At 36.8% G+C, this 19,863-nt stretch carries 17 protein-coding genes and 1 pseudogene; 4 read left to right on the plus strand and 14 right to left on the minus strand.

Translation table 11 applies throughout. From position 1 onward, the window contains the following. Positions 1–8: 8 nt before the first annotated feature. From OM074_RS09750 to OM074_RS09775, 6 genes are all read right to left on the minus strand, one after another. Positions 9–2,159: a S46 family peptidase gene (locus tag OM074_RS09750; RefSeq protein WP_301199285.1), complete on the minus strand. Its 2,151-nt coding sequence runs from the start codon at positions 2,157–2,159 to the stop codon at positions 9–11. Positions 2,160–2,275: 116 nt separating this feature from the next. After that, positions 2,276–2,863 (minus strand): Maf family nucleotide pyrophosphatase, encoded by a 588-nt coding sequence (locus tag OM074_RS09755; protein ID WP_301199286.1) that lies wholly within the window; start codon positions 2,861–2,863, stop codon positions 2,276–2,278. An 8-nt stretch (positions 2,864–2,871) separates the two neighbouring features. After that, entirely contained in the window at positions 2,872–3,819 is a 948-nt protein-coding gene (locus OM074_RS09760; protein ID WP_301199287.1) for a geranylgeranylglycerol-phosphate geranylgeranyltransferase, read from the minus strand. A gap of 62 nt (positions 3,820–3,881) precedes the next feature. Then, positions 3,882–4,397: a KdsC family phosphatase gene (locus tag OM074_RS09765; RefSeq protein WP_301199288.1), complete on the minus strand. Its 516-nt coding sequence runs from the start codon at positions 4,395–4,397 to the stop codon at positions 3,882–3,884. 121 nt (positions 4,398–4,518) lie between these two features. Next, entirely contained in the window at positions 4,519–5,322 is an 804-nt protein-coding gene (locus tag OM074_RS09770) for an ABC transporter permease (protein WP_301199289.1), read from the minus strand. Between the two features lie 23 nt (positions 5,323–5,345). Further along, entirely contained in the window at positions 5,346–5,942 is a 597-nt protein-coding gene (locus OM074_RS09775) for an ATP-binding cassette domain-containing protein (protein WP_301199290.1), read from the minus strand. 108 nt (positions 5,943–6,050) lie between these two features. Between OM074_RS09775 and thpR the strand changes: the two genes are divergently transcribed. Continuing rightward, a complete protein-coding gene (gene thpR / locus OM074_RS09780) occupies positions 6,051–6,593 on the plus strand; it encodes an RNA 2',3'-cyclic phosphodiesterase (protein ID WP_301199291.1) in 543 nt (180 codons plus the stop codon). A 45-nt stretch (positions 6,594–6,638) separates the two neighbouring features. Here the strand turns inward: thpR and OM074_RS09785 are convergent. From OM074_RS09785 to OM074_RS21475, 7 genes and pseudogenes are all read right to left on the minus strand, one after another. Continuing rightward, a pseudogene (locus OM074_RS09785) lies at positions 6,639–6,926 on the minus strand (PD-(D/E)XK nuclease family transposase); the annotation flags it as partial. Between the two features lie 170 nt (positions 6,927–7,096). Continuing rightward, the gene (locus OM074_RS09790) at positions 7,097–7,678 is read right to left on the minus strand and encodes a porin family protein (RefSeq protein ID WP_301199292.1); all 582 of its coding nucleotides are present in this window, start codon (positions 7,676–7,678) and stop codon (positions 7,097–7,099) included. A 73-nt stretch (positions 7,679–7,751) separates the two neighbouring features. After that, on the minus strand, positions 7,752–8,684 hold the full coding sequence (locus OM074_RS09795) for a 2-dehydropantoate 2-reductase (RefSeq protein ID WP_301199293.1): 933 nt from the start codon (positions 8,682–8,684) through the stop codon (positions 7,752–7,754). Between the two features lie 279 nt (positions 8,685–8,963). Then, on the minus strand, positions 8,964–9,842 hold the full coding sequence (locus tag OM074_RS09800) for an NADPH-dependent 7-cyano-7-deazaguanine reductase QueF (protein ID WP_301199294.1): 879 nt from the start codon (positions 9,840–9,842) through the stop codon (positions 8,964–8,966). Positions 9,843–10,037: 195 nt separating this feature from the next. After that, the gene (locus OM074_RS09805) at positions 10,038–10,955 is read right to left on the minus strand and encodes a 7-carboxy-7-deazaguanine synthase QueE (RefSeq protein ID WP_301199295.1); all 918 of its coding nucleotides are present in this window, start codon (positions 10,953–10,955) and stop codon (positions 10,038–10,040) included. A 97-nt stretch (positions 10,956–11,052) separates the two neighbouring features. After that, the gene (gene queC, locus OM074_RS09810) at positions 11,053–11,718 is read right to left on the minus strand and encodes a 7-cyano-7-deazaguanine synthase QueC (protein WP_301199296.1); all 666 of its coding nucleotides are present in this window, start codon (positions 11,716–11,718) and stop codon (positions 11,053–11,055) included. Between the two features lie 43 nt (positions 11,719–11,761). Then, positions 11,762–11,917, minus strand: coding sequence for a four helix bundle protein (locus OM074_RS21475; protein WP_363320264.1), 156 nt, complete (start codon positions 11,915–11,917; stop codon positions 11,762–11,764). Positions 11,918–12,173: 256 nt separating this feature from the next. Here OM074_RS21475 and OM074_RS09815 point away from each other — a divergent pair, with 256 nt between their 5' ends. Next, the gene (locus OM074_RS09815) at positions 12,174–13,187 is read left to right on the plus strand and encodes a J domain-containing protein (protein ID WP_301199297.1); all 1,014 of its coding nucleotides are present in this window, start codon (positions 12,174–12,176) and stop codon (positions 13,185–13,187) included. A 131-nt stretch (positions 13,188–13,318) separates the two neighbouring features. Further along, positions 13,319–15,193, plus strand: a complete 1,875-nt coding sequence (gene pepF / locus OM074_RS09820; RefSeq protein WP_301199298.1) for an oligoendopeptidase F — start codon at positions 13,319–13,321, stop codon at positions 15,191–15,193. A 333-nt stretch (positions 15,194–15,526) separates the two neighbouring features. Here pepF and purL read toward each other — a convergent pair whose 3' ends face one another. Further along, on the minus strand, positions 15,527–19,213 hold the full coding sequence (gene purL / locus OM074_RS09825; protein WP_301199299.1) for a phosphoribosylformylglycinamidine synthase: 3,687 nt from the start codon (positions 19,211–19,213) through the stop codon (positions 15,527–15,529). A gap of 372 nt (positions 19,214–19,585) precedes the next feature. Here purL and OM074_RS09830 point away from each other — a divergent pair, with 372 nt between their 5' ends. Further along, positions 19,586–19,828 (plus strand): type II toxin-antitoxin system ParD family antitoxin, encoded by a 243-nt coding sequence (locus OM074_RS09830; RefSeq protein WP_301199300.1) that lies wholly within the window; start codon positions 19,586–19,588, stop codon positions 19,826–19,828. The last annotated feature ends 35 nt before the right edge of the window (positions 19,829–19,863 follow it).

A 19,863-nucleotide genomic window follows, 5' to 3' on the forward strand; every position in this document is an offset into this window, starting at 1 on the left:
TGATACGATCACATTACAATATCCATCTCTTCGAGTAAATATCCTGCTCCGGCAAACTTGTCAATTAAAAATAGAACATACCTGATATCCAAGGTAATATTGCGGCATTGAACCGGATTAAACATCAGGTCGCTCATTACACCTTCCCAGGCTCTGTCAAAGTTTATCCCAATCAGTTCACCGTTGGCATTGATTACAGGACTACCAGAGTTTCCACCCGTTGTATGGTTTGTGGCAATAAAACAAACCGGAACAGTTCCATCCACTTCATATTTTCCATAATCTTTATTTTTATGCAATTCCTTTAAACGTTCAGGAACCCTATAGTCATAAATATCCGGATTATCTTTTTCAATGATACCCTCGAGTGTTGTTGTGTTTTTATACAGCACCCCATCCCTGGGTTCATATGCCCTTACTTTGCCATACGAAACCCTTAATGTCAGATTGGCATCCGGATAAAAAACTTTATCATCCTGATATTCCATTTGAGCTGCCATATACCTTTTGTTCAATCCTTCTATCTTTGAATTCAATTCACCATAAACTACAGCAACCTTGTTTCGGTATAAATTATAAAAGCTGGAATACAACACATAAGCAGGGTCTCGCTGGACTTTATTAATGCTTTTAGCTGAAAATTTATCAATAAAAGAAAATACTAATTCAGGTTCGGCAAAAACCGATTTGGCAAAAAGCTTATCAACATACTTTTCTATATTGTTTTTATGCTTCTTCTGAATTTCATTATAGATATCAGGCAAAAATTCAGGTTTCATCCTTTGTTGGTATATAGAAAGCAACATGGCCGTCATCTCCTTATCCAGTGGTTTATGATAGTCCTTAAAAAGCTTTTCGAACGAGCTACGGGCCTCTGCCTTATAAAGATTAACCATAACAGAATCCGGCTTTGGCTTTTTAAACTCCCTTACCAACTTATCCAGGTATGAAGAAGCACGAACCATTTCAGCACCATTGCGAAAAATTACTTCGTTTATGTAATAATAAACCAATCTATAATCGCCATAATCCTCATACAACCTATCATATTCATCAAAGATATCTTCATACTTGTTAGTGGATGCTGCCCAGGATTTAAATCCAGCTTCAAAATCTTTCTTTTTATTAATGGCATCCAACTTTTCCAATCCCCTGATTTCACCTATCCATCTTTTCCATGAGTTTGATATACTGGCATCTTTTGCCGCATATTTAATCCGTATCGCCGGATCACTCTTATAGGAATCAATTATTTCAAGTTTCCTGGTTCTTACATCAATCAATTCAGGATTAATTTTTTGGGTGATCATGGTTAAATGGTTCGACGGGGCGTATTGTTCTGTTGACCCGGGGTATCCAAAAACCATTGTAAAATCATCTTCCTGAACCCCTTTCATGGAAATTGCGAAGTGTTTTCCAGGCTTATAAGGTACGTTATCTGCAGCATACTCAGCCGGCTGGTTATCTTTGTTGGCATAGATCCTAAACAATGAAAAGTCGCCTGTATGACGGGGCCACATCCAGTTATCGGTATCCCCGCCAAATTTCCCAATGGCCGAAGGAGGCGCCCCTACCAACCTTATGTCTTTGTATACCTCGTTTATAAACAGAAAATACTGGTTACTATGGAAAAACGGTTTAAGTTCAGCTTTGTAATGGGTATCCTTAATGGCTTCTTTCTTAATGCTTGAAATATTTTTCTCTATGATTTTGTCCTTCTCCTCCTCACTCAAATCATCCGAAATCCCTTCCATCACTTCATTAGTAACATCCTTCATGCTCTTTAAAAAAGTAACGCTCAGGTTGTCGTTGGGCAACTCCTCATCCCTGCTTTTTGCCCAAAAACCATCAGTTAAATAATCATGCTCAACGGAACTATGCGACTGGATTGCCCTGTATCCGCAATGATGGTTTGTTATTAATAAACCCTGATCCGAAATCAATTCTCCGGTACACCCGCTTCCAAATAGCACAACAGCATCTTTCATACAGGCTTTGTTAACGCTGTATATATCTTCGGCTGTTAGTTTAAAGCCCATTTGCTGCATTTCTTCTATATTATACTTTTCTAAAAGTATCGGAATCCACATTCCTTCCTTTGCTTTAACCCCCAAAGTGGAATAAACCACAATAAAGAGTACCGCTATCCATCGCTTCATAATCATCTATTAATTTCTAAATAATGTTTTTGTTTTTGAGCTACTTTCAATTTGAAAGTTTAATTCTTAGTTAGTCTCTGCAAGAAAACCCCTGTTTTATAGTGACTCCAATCAGCTTAAAACTTCATCAACTCAGTATAAAGTTTTTGAACCGGCAAGCCCACTACATTAAAATAGGATCCTTCAATCGTTTCAATGCCTGTCATTCCAATCCATTCCTGTATACCATAGGCGCCTGCCTTATCAAAAGGTTTATAATGGTCTACATAATACTCAATCTCTTGATTTGACATTTGTTTAAAATACACCTTAGTATCAACAGCGAAGGTTACTTTTTTGTTTTTGCTCATCAGGGTAACTCCTGTAATAACCGAATGTTTATTTCCTGAGAGTTTTTGAAGCATTTTGATGGCATCTTGCCTGTCTGCAGGTTTTCCGAGAACCTCATCTCCTAAACAAACAATAGTGTCAGCCGTAATAATCAGTTTATTACTTTCAGTCACTTCATCCTGATACACCGATGATTTTAACTCTGACAGGTATTTTGCCACTTCTTGATGAGATAGTCCCCGGGGAAATATTTCCTCAACGCCAGACTTTGTTCCAATGGTAAAATCAACACCTACTTCCTTTAATAATTGTGCTCTGCGGGGAGATTTTGAAGCGAGCACGACTTCAAAATCCTTTAAATGTTCTGAAATCATTATTTAAACTACTGTAATAATTTACTGATAACAATAATATATAATATACCCATTAGCATAATAAGCTTGAGCATCAGGCTTATTTTATGATAGGCTTTGGGGGTGTTTGCCTTAAAAAGCATCAGGAGTGATACTATAAACGGAACTGTTATCAGTGCTATTAAATAATATAATGTTATTGTATTTGAATTAAGAAAATCTATATAAAAATATAAGATCCATATAGATATTAAAGTAAATGAGCTTATGAGCACAACGAGTATTTTGCTATACTTTACACCAATAACCACAGGCAAGGTAGAGCAACCTTCTTCTTTGTCGCCATGCATATCTTCCAGATCTTTTACAATTTCACGTATAAGGGTGGTTATAAACGAAAAGAAGGCAAAGCCCAATGTCCAATACCAGGCCATTGAACAAGCCTGGCTGTTAATGATTTCCTGGCCGTGAACCCTTTCCAGAGCGCCAAACTCCAACGATACGACCAGAATTCCGACCAAAGCTGTGAGTGCCGACACCACCAGGTTGCCGATAAACCCCTGCTTTTTAAATGTTGTAGAATAATACCATAAAAATACCGGGATAAACAAAAACATCAGTGCCCAGGATTCCTTTCTGGTTACATATGACAGAAACAAGCCTATAAATACGCCGATAAAGGTAAGCAGAACATGAAAAAACATGGCATCGCGTCGGCCAAATTCATTATCTATCACCACTCTTTCCGGTCGGTTAAGCCGATCAATCTTTACATCAAAATAATCGTTAATAACATAGCCCGAAGCAGCTAAAAGCATTGATGCCAACACCAATAAACCAAAGCGAAAATGAGACAATACCGGTTCGTAACCAAAGTTATTTAATACGGGAATAATCAATCCATAACGAATTAAGCATTGAAACAGAGCTATAATTATTAAGTTTTTGAATCGTACTAGTTGAAATAGTGCTATCATGCCATAATTGTTAATTGATCATTGATCATTGTTAATTGGTCATTGTTAGTTGCTCCCTGCCTCTACCAGGTGTGGTCTGTTCCCCATTGGTTGTGAACACGCAATACCTGCTCCAATACATCACGGACACAACCTTCACCTCCGTTTTTATGACTGATATATTTGCAAAGGCTCTTGATCTCTTCCACTGCATCAGCCGGACAAACAGGAACACCCACTACTTTCATTACCGGGTGATCAGGCAAGTCATCTCCCATATACATGATATTCTCAGGCTTTAAATCTCTCTTTTTTATCCATTCATTAAACTGAACCATTTTATCGGAAGCTCCCATATAAACATCCTGTACCCCAAGGTTTAAATACCTTTTGCGCACAGCTTCGGTATTTCCACCTGTAATTATAGCAACCGGGTACCCTAACTTTACTGCCAGCTGCATGGCAAATCCATCTTTAATATTTGCAGTACGCATGGGTTCTCCGTTGGGATGGATCGGGATTATTTGTGCCGATAAAACTCCATCTACATCAAAGGCAAAAGCCTTCACATTTTTTAAATCTTCTTTAAAATTACTCATGTATATTGATTGTATAATGCTACAGCTGCGAATTTACGAAAATTTAGTTAATAGGGGGGGGGTAGCTTTTAGCGGATAGCTATTGGCTATAAGCTTTTGGCCCTTTGCTATCAGCTATTGGCTATTGACTATTACCCCCCTTAAAAATCCCCTCCTTTAATCTGCCGTAACCATCAAAAACAAATCTATTGGACAACAGTATTCCAAGAAAAAGATTGATAGTACAGCCGGTAAAAATGGCCAGCATAATCATTATCTGGTATTTAATAGCAACGGTTGGCGAACTCCCTCCCAAAATCTGCCCAGTCATCATACCGGGCAATGATATTAACCCCATCACAGTCATCATAGCAATCATGGGGTTTAGCCCGCGTTTAACCGATTCGGAAATATAAGGGCGCAATGCCATTTTAGAATCTGAAGCGTTGGTCAGCAAAAAGAAATACAAATCACTTTTTTCTGAAAGACCTTTAAAATAGGCGGTCAGCCCCACAATATTATGATTTAACGAATTGCCAATTATCATACCGGTTATAGGAATAAAATACCGCGCATCAAAAACATAATCGAGCCGGATAACAAACCCTAAAAAGAATGTATCGATAATTAAAACAGAAATAAACGAAGAAAGAAACATGGGCAGGATAAAAAACCTCCAGTTTAATCCAATCCTTTTTATCGAAGCCGAAGCTCCAACCACTATCATCACAAATACCCATAAGGAATTAATCCAGGCATTGTTCTGTTCAAAAATCCATTCAAGGTATACAGCCACCAACGATAACTGTAGCGACATGCGCACGATGGCCAACAAAATGCTTTTTACCAGTTTTATTTTGTAGTACAGCAACAATAAAACTGGAATAATCATGATTGAAAACCCCAATATCAAATCAATAAGGTCTATATCTGTTATTTGTTTCATACCTATATAAAATTAGATAGATGTTATCCTAACTCTATAATCCTATCAGAATGCTCCATCCATGTTTTATTATGCGATGCGGTGAAAAAAGTTTTATCGCCGGTGCTTTTTACTACATCCAACAGCATTTTGATGCTTTCTTCATCAAGCGATGATGTGGGTTCATCCATTAAAACCAAAGGCCTGTTAATGCCCAAACAGATAGCTACAACCACACGTTGCTTTTGTCCGCCACTTATTTTCTTAAAACTCTTTGACAAAAAATCAGAATCCAATCCCAGTTTATCCAAAACCTGTTTTATTGAATTGATATTAGACTTTAAATTAAGCATTTCAATTAACTCCATACCGCAATCAACAGGAAGGTTCACATTCTGCGGAATCCATATTATCTGTTCCCGTATTTTATTAATTGTATGCTCCCCCAGCTCAACACCGTTTATCAAAACAGTTCCCGAAGCAGGCAACACATAGCCTTGCAGTATTTTTAACAGTGATGTTTTCCCTTTTCCAGAAGCTGCATTTACAGTTACAAATTCTCCTTTATAAATTTCAAAACTCAAATCACGAAAAACAGGAATACGATCAAACGAAAGCGAAAGTTTATTACATACAATCATTGTTGCATATTAAATTTTAAGCTAAAAATACAATGTAATTCCATCCTTCACAACGTTTCATCGACTATTTACATTAATTTTAATGTAGCATTAAACAAATTAAGGGGTATGAGGATATTTATAGGCATAAAATTGGATTTGGCAAAACAACTGAACCAGGTTCAAACTATTTTTCATGAGGATACCAAAATAAAATGGGTAAAAGAAAACAACCTGCACCTTACACTCTTGTTTATAGGAAACATCGACCGTGATATTGTTCCGGAGTTGAAACAAAATCTGGAAACCACCTTATCCTCAGAAAACACATTTACCATACAGGTTCAGGACTACGGCACATTTATAAAACGAAGAAAACCGGGCATTTTATGGTTAAAGGTGCATCAAAACGATGTGTTAGAATCCTTACAATCAAAAATAACAAAGGCTACTTTAAAAATCATTCCGGATTTAAACATCCAGCACAACCAATATACCCCTCACATTACACTGGCAAGGTATCATCATTCATTAAAAATAGACCCTGAGCTGTTGAATGCCTCAAGTAACAACGCTATAGACACTCATCATATCACCGAAATCCAAATTATTGAAAGCAAATCTCAGCCCGGAGGTGTGGTTTACAACATACTGGAAAGAATTTCACTTTAAAAAACGCCGAAATGGTTTCCAATAAACTTTTTTAGCTTTCGGCAATTACCGAAGAACCTTTTTATGAATTAAAGAGCATTTCGGCAATAACGAACACTTATATAAATCCCTATAATATTTTAAACTGTCTTCATACGACAGATATTCTTCATGAGAAAATTTTGCAATCTCTGCAACCTCAAACACTCGCTCAAACACCCTTTCTTTCAAATTTTCAGGAAGTCTATCAAGCTTATGCAGATTTTTAAGTACATACAACCACTTGTCATAATGAGATTCTAGTTCGTCAATTGTTTTATTAAACTTAGGCATCTCAAAATAATGGATTGATGTATTTTTCTTTAATGTCGCTCATAATGCAATTTTTATTTCAAAAGTACATTTTTTTATAAAAAAATCACCAAACTATTGATCAGAAGCCCCTTTTAGCAAATTACCTTGAATATACAGCAAAAAAAAGGGCTTCACGTTTGAAGCCCTTTTTCTTGTGATAACAATCCGGATTAAATTCCGAAAAGCCTATATCCTAATGTAAATGTTAACACATTTGTTTTTTGACCAATATCAAATGTTTTTAAGTCAGAAATATCTGACAATCCCCATTCGTAACGCACATCAGCAGTCAGTTTCCAAATTGAGATTCCGCCACCTGCCTGAAAGGTCCAGTTTGATGTTTTTAAGTCGTTTAAATCATCTTTAGATATAAACGAAGCTACAGGACCTGCTAAACCATAAATTCGGGCCACTTTTAAATCCAACAGCTGCAAGTTTACCAACAATGGAACATCCCATGTTTTGATATCGCCACCATAGTTAACCCCTTCAATAGTTAATCCGGCTTGCTTTTTAGCATAATAAATCTCTGGCTGAAATGACACATCACCAAACAGTTTAATTTTTCCATAAGCTCCAAATAAAAATCCGTTTTTAGCTTCATCTTTAACCAAATTCTTATCAACGTTGTTATAATCAAGTTTCAGTTTAGTACTGTTAAAACCGGTTTTTAATCCTAATTCCAATCTATTTTGAGCATTTACTCCCAGCATCATAACCACCAATGCTGATAAAAGAAATAATTTCTTCATAATCTAAAAGATTTGTTTATTGTTATTGTGTTTGTAAAAATATAGACAAGTTTATGTGATATGACACGTAAATTTATTTCAAAAAAATTGCTCTCGCTTCTTGTTCCTGCGGCAACAGGCAATGGTAAATAAAATAATTAACCGGAACTTCAATCCCATGTTTTGCTGCCAGTTTTACCACACTACCATTTTGATACTCCAGCTCCGATGGACGACCGGCCCAAATATCACGCGCCATTGATGAATTAGCAGATGGGGCAAAGGACATAGTTGCCGCCAATGTTTTTTCCTTTACTGTTTCAGGAAGTTTTACACCTTCTGCCTGAGAAACAAAATACATCTCATCAATCATTTTAACCATCATCTCCTTTAACTCCGGGGTTTGGCACAGAACGCCATAATTGGCTTTGGTAAGTGCTCCCAGTCCTCCCAAACATATTAAAAGAAACTTTTTCCAGGTGTCCGCCTGTATATAATCCGAAAGCTTATTTTTGATCCCGGCTCTGTTAAACACCTCCTGAATACGCCTGGCTCTGTCAGAAATGGAGTGATCCAACTCTCCAAAAATCAGATATGGTTCGGCACTCATATGCTCTATTACGCCTGGTTCTTTTATTTTACTAAAGATATTACACAAACCTCCCATCACATTTTCATCGGGAAGCTCTTCCTGCAACTCTTTGGCAGCCATTACCCCATTTTGCAAAGGGATTACGATTGTACGTTCTGAAACAATTTCCTTTAATTGTTCAGCTACCTCTTTTACCTGCCATGCTTTGGTACCTACCAACACCAATTCTACATCCTTTAACCTGGATACTGAATCAACAACAGAGGCATCCTGAAGCAAATAATCACCTTTAGGACTTAGTAACTGAAGCCCTTTTTCAGCGATTACTTTTCCATGTGCTCCGCGAGCCACAAAAGTTACGTTATTACCTGCTTGAGCCAAACGGGCACCAAAGTACCCACCTACCCCTCCTGTTCCTATAATTGCTATGTTCATGGTATATAGATTTTTGTCAATTGGAAAATTAGTCATTGGTCATTAGTCATTGGTTGTTGATAATTTTTATGCAAAAGTATGTATATTATCTGCAAGAAAACTCCTAAAACAATTATAACTCCAATCGCTCATCCCTAGCCACTAAAGGGGAAATCCCTACCTCTGTGCGGATTGACGGTTCTCCCTTTAGTCAAAGGGTATGAGGAAGGGAGAAATTGGACTTTTCTTACCAACACTACATAACAACCATTGACTATTGACTATTGACTAATGACCATTTTATTGACGAAATGATGGTGAAGTTAATATTTTTGATTGGATGATATTATCAGGAAGGCATTCCTTTTTATTGGCCCTGACCGGACAAATATCTATTCCGCCCCTACGGGTATACAAACAAGAAACCATCAATATCTCAGGATCAAATTTATCCAGTAAACGCTTATAAACCATTTCACAAATCTCTTCATGAAAATGGTTTTCATCACGAATTGAAACTAAATATTTTAGCAATGAAATTTTATCAATATCATATTTCGATTTGATATGAATAAATGCGCTACCCCAATCCGGTTGATGGGTGATTTTACAATTGCTACGTAGCAAATGGGTTGACACTTTAATCTCGGCAACTGATTCCGTGGCAATTCCAGTCAGCAAGCTTTCTTCTTCATTATAAATATCAAAGGAAACTTTATCTGCATCGGGTAGTGCTTCTAACAATTGATAATCATTAAAATCATACTTCCCCAAATTATATTCAGAATGAAAAGAAAGGCTGATGTTTGTTTTTAACAAACCAGATAAATCATTTTTTATCGTTTCCAGTACAATTTCAATCCCTTCTTCCCTGTTTTGTCCGTACCCCCCCATATTAAATGAGTTTAAGTACAGCTTTAAAGACTTGCTTTCAACCAAACATTCACTACAACAAGAATACACCACTTTTAAAACTCCGGTAACTGGCAAACCCTTTTGTGTTAAAAAGCCCAACTCATATGCATGCCAGGCATCCATTCCTACAAAAGGAAGATTATCATCTTTAATATGATACTGCTCACGGTTTAAATAACGGGGTACCGCAACCAAAATTTCGGGTGCATATTCACGCGGGTGACTTATTTGTTTGCCTAATACTTTTCCTTCTATGGGGTTCATGTTGTTAAATAAGATATTATTCTTTCTTTCAAAATTACATTAATCTATGATAAAAATTTGCAACGAAATATAAGAAATTTATTCACTACACAAGAACAACTAAAACAACGCGTTCCAAGTCTGTTAACTCCAACAAGCGATTCGCATAATTACCTATTTCAAACCTACAATTGACAATTGTTAATTGCTAACTGATCACACTCCCTGTTTGCTTCCAAATAAATCGATATGAACCCTTGGAGTAAATTTCCATCCATTCTGGATACACATCTTAAGTACAATTGGTGTTGATTGCGCAATTTGCTGCTGACTGGCACCCAGGGGCATCAACAAAATATCATTTTGACTATAGCCCATTAGTAAATCCAGATAATCATTTTTAATTTCAGCTGCATCACTGGCTTTACCCACAACAAATTTCAACTGCAAATCCTTTTCTAAACTATTGGCAAAATAAATATAACTCTGCAAAACATTTAAATTACGACGCACCTCATGATGAAATTTTGAAGCACCAGTTTCCCCTTCCGCAAAGTATTCAAGCTTATCTTTTGAAGGAACCGAATTACTCAATTTTGGAGAAATACTGAATAAATCAATATATTGAGCTACTTCTTTATCGAAAATAGTACCGTTGGTTTCTACTGTGATATGTAGGTGTAATTCCTTTTTGATCAACCTGCATAACTCAGCCAATCCCTCTTTCTGTAACATAGGTTCTCCACCGGTGATCACCACATGTTGCATGTTTCCGATGTTATGCCGCACCAGGTCAACTATATCCCCGACTTGCAAAACACTTTTATTTTCAGGACGAAAAGAGGCATATGAAGTATCACACTTACAAAAGCTTCCATCATCCATTTGCCACACACAACGCAAGTTACAACTGGCCAACCGTATAAATAACGATGGCGTTCCAGCAAGCTTCCCTTCTCCCTGAATGGTACCGGCAATGTCGATACCCGTATTGGGCTGATGCTTTAATATGTTTCCATGCTTATCTTTGGTAATAGGAAAAACTCCATCCCCTGCCAAAACAAGCCTGGCCGATCCTGTAATCCCTGTTTCTGTATGATTAACTTTTAACTCTTCTCCAACAAGTAATTCCATATTCCTAATCTACAAATAACTAATTCTTCAACACTAATAACCAATTTACAATGATCAATGATCAATGAACAATTGACTAATGACTAATGACCAATAACTACAATGCCGGATCTTCAAATCCAGCTTCTGCAAAGGCTTTTGCCCTTAACAAACAGCTATCACATGTTCCACAAGGCTTTTCTCCTCCCCTGTAGCACGACCAGGTTAACCCAAAGTCAACGCCCAACTCCATTCCAAGCTGTATCTCTTCTGCCTTGGTTTTATTCACAAAAGGAGCATTAATTTTTATCGGTTTGCCGCTTTCTGCACCCATCACTGTTCCCTTGTTTATGGCAGCTTCCATCGCATCAATAAACTCCTGCCTGCAATCAACATATCCGGAATAATCTACCTGACTCACTCCTATAAAAATATCCTGAGCTTCAATGCTCTCTGCATATGAGGCTGCTATAGATAAAAACACCATGTTTCGCGCAGGTACATAAGTCACCGGAATATCTGTGCGGTTCACATCACCATCCTCAACCTCTATATTTTTATCAGTTAATGATGAACCTCCAAAATCGCCAAGGTTAAGAGTTACAATTTTATGTGCGGCAACACCCGCCTTTTCTGCTATTGCTTTTGCATGGTTTAATTCTGTTTCATGCCTTTGCCCATAATCAAATGATATGGCATGAACCTCATCAAAACCTTTACTTTTTGCTAAATATAATGCTACGGCAGAATCCAATCCGCCCGATAATAATACTACTGCTTTCATTCTACTTAGTTATTAGTTGTTGGCTTTTAGTTATTAGTTATTTCTACTTAAGCTTAGAAATAAGGCTATTAATCATTTTTTGCTCACCATTTAGTTGGTTCATTATGAAAGAAACACTATAATCTCCTACAAGTTTTAGCTCGTCAATAACAACCAATTGCGTTTCCAATTCATAAGACGAACCTAAAGCAAATTCCAGAAATCTTTTAAATAGCTAAAAACTATTATCTAATTTCAATATAAAAACGAAGGTAAAATGTACAGAAATATTACGTTGAAAGCACACTGTATAAATACCCTGGTTTTGTTTATAGACAGGATGGCGTAAACGAACTGTCTTGAATTATGAGTGCAAAAATATAAAATAATAGCTTATCCACCTCGCTTATTCTAACTTTTTAAATAATAATGATTAGTTTAGTGTTTCTTAAAAAAAGCCCACAATAAAAACATAAATGAGCGAATACCATCAAATACTTGGAGTTACAACCAATGCCACACTTGACCAGATAAAGAAAGCATATCGCTCAAAAGCAAAAAAACTACATCCCGACATCAATAAATCAGAAAATGCCCATGATGAATTCATTCTTTTAAACGAAGCTTATGAATACCTTTTAAACACAAGCGGCACCCATTTTAATAGATTTAAAAGAGCTCAGGAACAGGCACAAAAACAAGCAGCATATCATAAAGCATGGGAAAAGCAAGAACGTGAAAATGCAAAAAAAAGAGCCAGGGAATATGCCCAAATGAAATATGATGAATACCTGAAATCGGATATTTACAGAACAACGGAAGCGATTAACGCAGCTCTTGATATTTTTGTAACCGCCATTGTTTTATTGTTTATAATTGGATTGCCGGTTTTAACTTATATTGAACATGGCCCCATTTCTTTAATATTAAGTGCCCTGATAATTCTACCAACCTCCCCTATATGGTTTCGGTTTCTGGTGAGAACTTTCCACAGCTTAAACTTCCACAGTCTACTTTCCCTCAATAAGATGTCTATGCAAAACAGAATACGCTACATTGTTATTTTGTCCTTTTTCAATTTTTTCATCTTTTTAAAAGTTACCCTCTGCACTTTTATCGAACTGAGATGGATATTTACTCTATATATTTCCCTCTATCTTGTTACATCTATTTTTACCTGGAACTCAAAGAACAACAATAAAAAACATTTTATCCGCATAGGCTTTGCTCCCTTTGCCCTATCCTTGCTTTTTACCATAAACTTTGTTTTTTCATATAACAAGAAAACGGAAACCTATTGGTATACTTACAATACAAAATCGGCGCCTGTTTGTAAAGTCATAACACTTGAGCATAACACTTACGATAATTTTACGGGGGTTCGTTTGTTTATCATAGAAGACAGGGTTAAAAGACATAGCAAAATATCGTACCAGATAAAAGAAGGCATATTTGGATTTAGAGTTGCCCACAAAAGAACAATCCATTAATACCAACCTCTGTTTTTTTTTAACGACAGAAGGCTCAGTATGCATATGGAAATAAATGTCATTATTTTTCATTTTCTGATTTACTATTTTCGTCGTCAAATAAATATTCAATATTAAAAATCTAATTAAACATGAAGAAAGCAACTTATTTAATTGCATTCGCTCTAATGTGTTTATGTCTTTTGCCGGCCAAAGCACAAAAAGACCGATCTGAAATTGAGGAAAAAGACACCTGGAACGTTTACGACCTATACGAGTCTGACGACGCATGGAATGCCGCTAAAGAAAAGTTTATAAGCGAAGCTGCCAAACTTGAAAGCTTCAAAGGAAAGCTTGGATCTTCGGCAAAAGAACTTTTAAAATTCTTAGAGCTTCAAAGCGATATTAGTAAAGAAGCCAGCCGCTTATATATCTATACCTCTTTAAAATCTGATGTTGATTTAAGAGACCAGGATAACCAGGCACGAAATAAAGATATCAGACAGGTATACATCACGCTTGGTCAAAAAACAGCTTTTGTAGCCCCTGAATTAGCTGCCATACCTGAAGAAACCATGAAAAAATTTATTCAGGAAGAAGAAGGGCTAAAAATCTATGAGCTTCAGTTAATGGATACCTACCGAATGAAGAAACACACACTCTCTGAAGCTGAAGAGTTAATCATGGCTAAAGCAGGAATGACTAGTGGAACCGCCAGCTCGGTATATGGTGTATTTAGTGATGCAGAAATGCCCTGGCCAAAGGCTACTTTAAGCGATGGAACCGAAATTGAAGTAAATAAAATTACTTACGCCAAATACAGGATGTCGCCCAATAAAAAGGATCGTGAAATTGTTTTTGAAGCCTTATGGAAACATTACAAAAAATTTGAAGGAACATTTGGTGAATTAACAAACGGACAGATAAAAAGCCATATGTTCACGGCGCAGGCACGTCATTATAACAATTGCCTGGAAGCAGCACTAAAGGGTAACAATATCCCTACAGATGTTTACCATTCTTTAATTGAAAATGTAAATAAAAACCTTCCAACTCTTCATCGTTATTTAAAACTTAAAAAGCGAATGATGGGACTGGATACTTTAAAATACTCAGATTTATATGCTCCTGCGGTTAAAGGTGTTGAACTTAATTATACATACGATGAAGCCCAGGATCTAATCCTTAACGCTTTAAAACCTCTTGGAAAAGAATACTGTTCTACCGTTGACAAAGCTTTTAACAACAGGTGGATTGATGTATATCCCACCAAAGGCAAAAGAGGCGGTGCCTATTCAAACGGAAGTGCATACGATGTTCACCCGTATATTTTAATGAACTACAACGACACTTATGATAACGTAAGCACATTAGCTCACGAGTTGGGTCATACCATGCACAGTTATTTCTCAAATACCCGCCAGCCTTTTGCATTGGCAGATTATCCTATATTCTTAGCTGAAGTTGCCTCAACTTTTAACGAAGTTTTATTGGCTGACTATATGAAGAAAAAACTAAAGGATGATGATTTGAGATTATCTCTTTTAATGAGTATGTTAGACGGTTTCAAAGGAACTTTATTCCGCCAAACCCAATTCGCCGAATTTGAATTACGCATGCACGAAGCTGCCGAAGCAGGTATACCCCTTACCGGAAAAGCCTTATCTGAAATATATTACGATATCACAAGCAGATACTATGGAGATAAAGAAGGTATTTGCGTTGTTCCTCAATACATTGAAATGGAGTGGGCATATATCCCTCACTTCTATTATAATTTCTATGTTTACCAGTATAGTACTTCTTTTGTAGCATCACAAGCATTGGCAGCAGATGTAATGAAAGGAGATAAAAAAGCAACTGAAAAATATATGAATTTTATTTCTTCCGGATGTTCTGATTGGGCAATTAACACATTAAAAACAGCCGGTGTTGATATGATGAGCCCTGAACCATTTAATAAGACTATTGAAAATATGAATAGTATTATGGATGAAATTGAGTCTATATTAGATAAAAAGAAATAGTTCTTAGTTAAAAGTAGAAAGTAGAAAGTTTATAAAGTAGAAAGCCGGATGTTTTAGTCCGGCTTTTTGTTTTTTATATCATCGTAACCTCAGTAAGTGAATTAATCTTCAACACCTCATTTTATTTTCTATTAGCACATTTTAAATAATATAAAACCGACCTTGAAAAGGTCGTACGTTTATAGCAAATAGTATAGCAAACGGGAATTGACCTCAGCGAGGTCGTACAAAACACATAACATTTCCATGAAGCACCATGATTTTACGCAAAACAAAAGCCGAATCTTTCGATCCGGCTTTACTTTATAAACTTTTTACTTTATAAACTTTCAACTATCTACTCTCAACCCACTTACGGGCATTAACAAAAGCTTCAACCCAAGGAGTAACTTCATCTCCCTTACGATCTGCTGGATAATGCGCCCATTGCCATGGGAAAATTGCTCTTTCAAGGTGAGGCATCATTGCTAAATGACGACCATCATTAGAACAAATTGCAGCTGTACTAAAGTCTGAACCATTAGGATTTCCAGGATATGCATCGTAAGAGTATTTTCCAACAATGTTGTATTTATCCTCTGCATATGGCATACTGAATTTTCCTTCTCCGTGAGCAATCCATACTCCCAATCTGGTATCTGCTAACGAACTTAACATTACAGAATTATTTTGAGGTATGCTCATGTTTACAAAGTTTGATTCAAACTTGTGTGACTTATTATGAAGCATAACTGGCTTTTCTTCATGATCCGGATAAACCAAACCAAGTTCCACCATTAACTGACAACCATTACAAACACCTAAACTCAAAGTATCTTCTCTTTGATAGAAGGCATCCAAGGCTGCTTTTGCTTTTTCATTATAAAGGAAAGCTCCTGCCCAACCTTTTGCTGATCCAAGAACATCAGAGTTTGAGAATCCACCTACAAAAACAATCAGGTTTACATCTTCAAGAGTTTCTCTACCCGTAATTAAATCAGTCATGTGAACATCCTTCACATCGAAACCAGCCAGATACATAGAGTAAGCCATCTCACGATCACCATTTACTCCCTTTTCACGGATAATGGCTGCTTTTACACCAGATGCTCCTTTGTTTTCCAACTGTAATCCATAATCAGCTAACTTACCATTAAAACTATTATTAAAATTAAATTGTAATGGCTGATTTTTATAATTATCGAAACGCTCTTTAGCTAATTCTGCAGTACTCTGCTTTCTATCTAATAAATATGAAGTCTTGTACCAAAGATCTCTCATCTCGTTGATATCAAAACTCAACTCGCTACTACCCTTTGTTATTGTTAATGTTCTTGCTTCAACAGGAGATCCAATAACCTGATAGCCCATTTCTTTTTCTTCAAGAACTGCTGTTACTTTTGCAACATCCTTAACCTGAATTAATACGCCGGGGTTTTCCGCAAATAATATCTTCACTAAATCATCTTCTGCAATAGCAGATAAATCAGCTTTGATACCATAATTATTATTAGCAAAACACATCTCTAACAAGGCTGTAACCATACCTCCAGCCGAAATATCATGTCCTGCAAGAATTAAACCTTCATTAATTAAAGATTGGATTGTTTCGAAACCATTTTTAAAGTATTCAGTATCTGCAATTGTTGGCGCCTCTGTCCCAAGTTTATTTACTACTTGAGCAAAAGAACTTCCTCCCAGTTTATGACTATCAAATGATAAATCAATATATAATAAAGATGTATCTGTGTCTTTAACCAATACCGGCTCTACAATATTTTTTACATCATTAACCTCTCCTGCTGCAGAAATAATAACCGTTCCCGGAGAATAAACAACATCCCCATCCTTATATTTCTGAGTCATTGAAAGTGAGTCCTTACCGGTTGGGATATTAATTCCCAAATCTGTAGCAAAATCACTTACCGCTTCAACAGCCTTATACAACCTGGCATCTTCACCGGCATTTTTACAAGGCCACATCCAGTTGGCACTTAAAGAAATACCTTTAATTCCATGGGTCATTGGAGCCCAAACAAGGTTTGTCAGCGATTCGGCAATTGCAATTTTAGAACCTGCTGCAGGGTCAATCATGGCAACAGCCGGTGCATGACCAACTGAAGTAGCTAAACCTGCAGTCCCTTTATAATCAATCGCAGTAGCTCCAAGGTTATTCAATGGCACCTGAATCTCTCCTGCACATTGTTGCTTGGCCACCTTTCCGGTTACCGAACGGTCAACCTTATTGGTTAGCCAATCTTTACAAGCTACAGCCTCTAATTGTAAAACATTTTTAAGATACTCCTCAATTTTTGAAGCATCATAACTAACTGCAGCATATGTTTCATCTACAGTTTTATCGTTCATGATGGTTTTTGGAGGATTACCAAACATATCAGCCAACTGCCAGTTTATAGGAGCATTTCCTTTGTCATCCTTAAACACAAAACTCATATCGCCAGTAGTTTCTCCAACAACATACATTGGAGAACGCTCACGGTCGGCTACTCTTTTTAATCTTTCAATATCTTTTTCGTGAAGTACCAATCCCATTCTTTCCTGAGACTCATTACCTGCAATCTCTTTTGCTGATAAAGTTGGATCTCCAACTGGTAATTTATCTAAATGAATGGTACCCCCTGTTTCCTCAACCAGCTCAGACAGACAGTTTAAGTGACCACCAGCACCATGATCGTGAATCAACACAATTGGGTTATCCTCACCCTCTGCCATAGCACGAATAGCATTCATGGCACGCTTCTGCATTTCAGGGTTTGAACGCTGAACCGCATTTAACTCGATAGAGTTATCAAATTCTCCTGTTGCCACAGAAGAAACAGCTCCCCCTCCCATACCAATACGATAGTTATCACCACCAAGGATAACAACTTTGTCGCCTTTTTTAGGAGTATCTTTTATGGCATCAGATTTTTTAGCAAAACCAATACCTCCAGCCATCATAATTACTTTATCAAAAGCAAACTTTTTGTGGTTTTCGAAGTGCTCAAAAGTAAGTACCGAACCACAAATCATTGGCTGACCAAATTTATTACCAAAATCACTGGCTCCGTTTGATGCTTTGATCAAAATTTGCTCTGGTGTTTGGTATAACCATGGACGGGCTTCTGTAGCTTCTTCCCATGCTCTTCCTTCCTCAGAACGAGAGTATGATGTCATGTATACTGCAGTACCAGCCAATGGCAAAGATGCTTTACCTCCACCAAGACGGTCACGAATTTCACCTCCTGATCCGGTTGCTGCACCATTAAATGGTTCAACTGTAGTTGGAAAGTTATGTGTTTCTGCTTTTAACGAAAGTACTGTATCAATCTCTTTTGTTTCAAAGAAATCTGGCTTATCCTGAGTTTTTGGAGCAAACTGCATAGCTTTAGGTCCTTCAACAAAAGCTACATTATCTTTGTATGCAGACACCAAAAAATTAGGATTTTCCTGAGATGTACGCTTAATCAACTTAAACAAAGAGCTCTCTTTTTCTTCGCCATCAATAATAAACGTACCATTAAATATTTTATGACGACAGTGTTCTGAATTTACCTGAGAAAATCCAAACACTTCGCTATCTGTTAACTTTCTACCTAACTTAACCGCAAGTCCTTCCAGATATGCCACCTCATCTTCGCTCAATGCCAATCCTTCTGACTGGTTATAAGCGGCAATATCCTCTATTTCAACAATTGGATCCGGCTCTTTGTCAATAGTAAAAATGTCTTGCCCCAAGCCTTTATACAACACCTGTAACATTGGGTCGTACTCAGCGTTTTCATTTGCAACACCATAAAACTCCTCAATACGAGAAATTCCAGATAAGCCCATGTTTTGTGTTATCTCTACGGCATTAGTACTCCAAGGAGTGATCATCTCTTTACGAGGACCAACAAAAAAGCCACCTAATTCCTGTTCGTCGGTCTTGGTGGCACCACTAAATAGCCATTCGAGTTTTTTTACATCTTCAGCTGTGAAGTCAACATCACACCCTACTGCTAAAATCTGTTCTGATTTACCTTTAAAGAAAAGGACCATGAATTTACGGTTTATGAGTATTAATCAATTAAGCCGCAAAAATACAATAAACCGACCAATATACGTAATTTGAAATGTAGTTTTTTTTCAAGAGGTTGTTAACAAAAACTAACAACGAAAAACATAGGTCAGGTCATTTGTTTTAAAGTACGACCCCGCTGGGGTCGATTCCCGTTACGCAAACCTTTTTCTATAAACGTACGACCATTCTATGGTCGATACAAAACCTGAAATACATTTTCTATAAACATTAGATGCCGCTGGCATCTTATTTACATGAGGTAAAACCATATACTATTAAACGTTCAATACCATATTATCTTTGCTATTGTTACCAGCTTTTGGTAATTTTGAATAAAAATTATTGTGAAAATGGGTAAAAATACGTCTATATCTTTAGGTTCTCACTTCGAAAATTTCATCAACGCATCTATTTCATCCGGAAAATATAGTTCTGCAAGTGAAGTAATTCGCTCAGCATTAAGATTATTAGAATCAGAAGAAACCAAATTAAAAGAATTACGAAATGCTTTAACTGAAGGAGAAAACAGTAAAATGATTGATGATTTTGATGCAGAAAAACACCTTTCGGATTTACACCGTAAATATCTATGAAAAACAAGTACCGGATAAGCGAGAAAGCCATAACC

It is taken from the genome of Plebeiibacterium marinum (genome assembly GCF_026013615.1).
Taxonomy (GTDB): domain Bacteria; phylum Bacteroidota; class Bacteroidia; order Bacteroidales; family Marinilabiliaceae; genus Saccharicrinis; species Saccharicrinis marinus_A.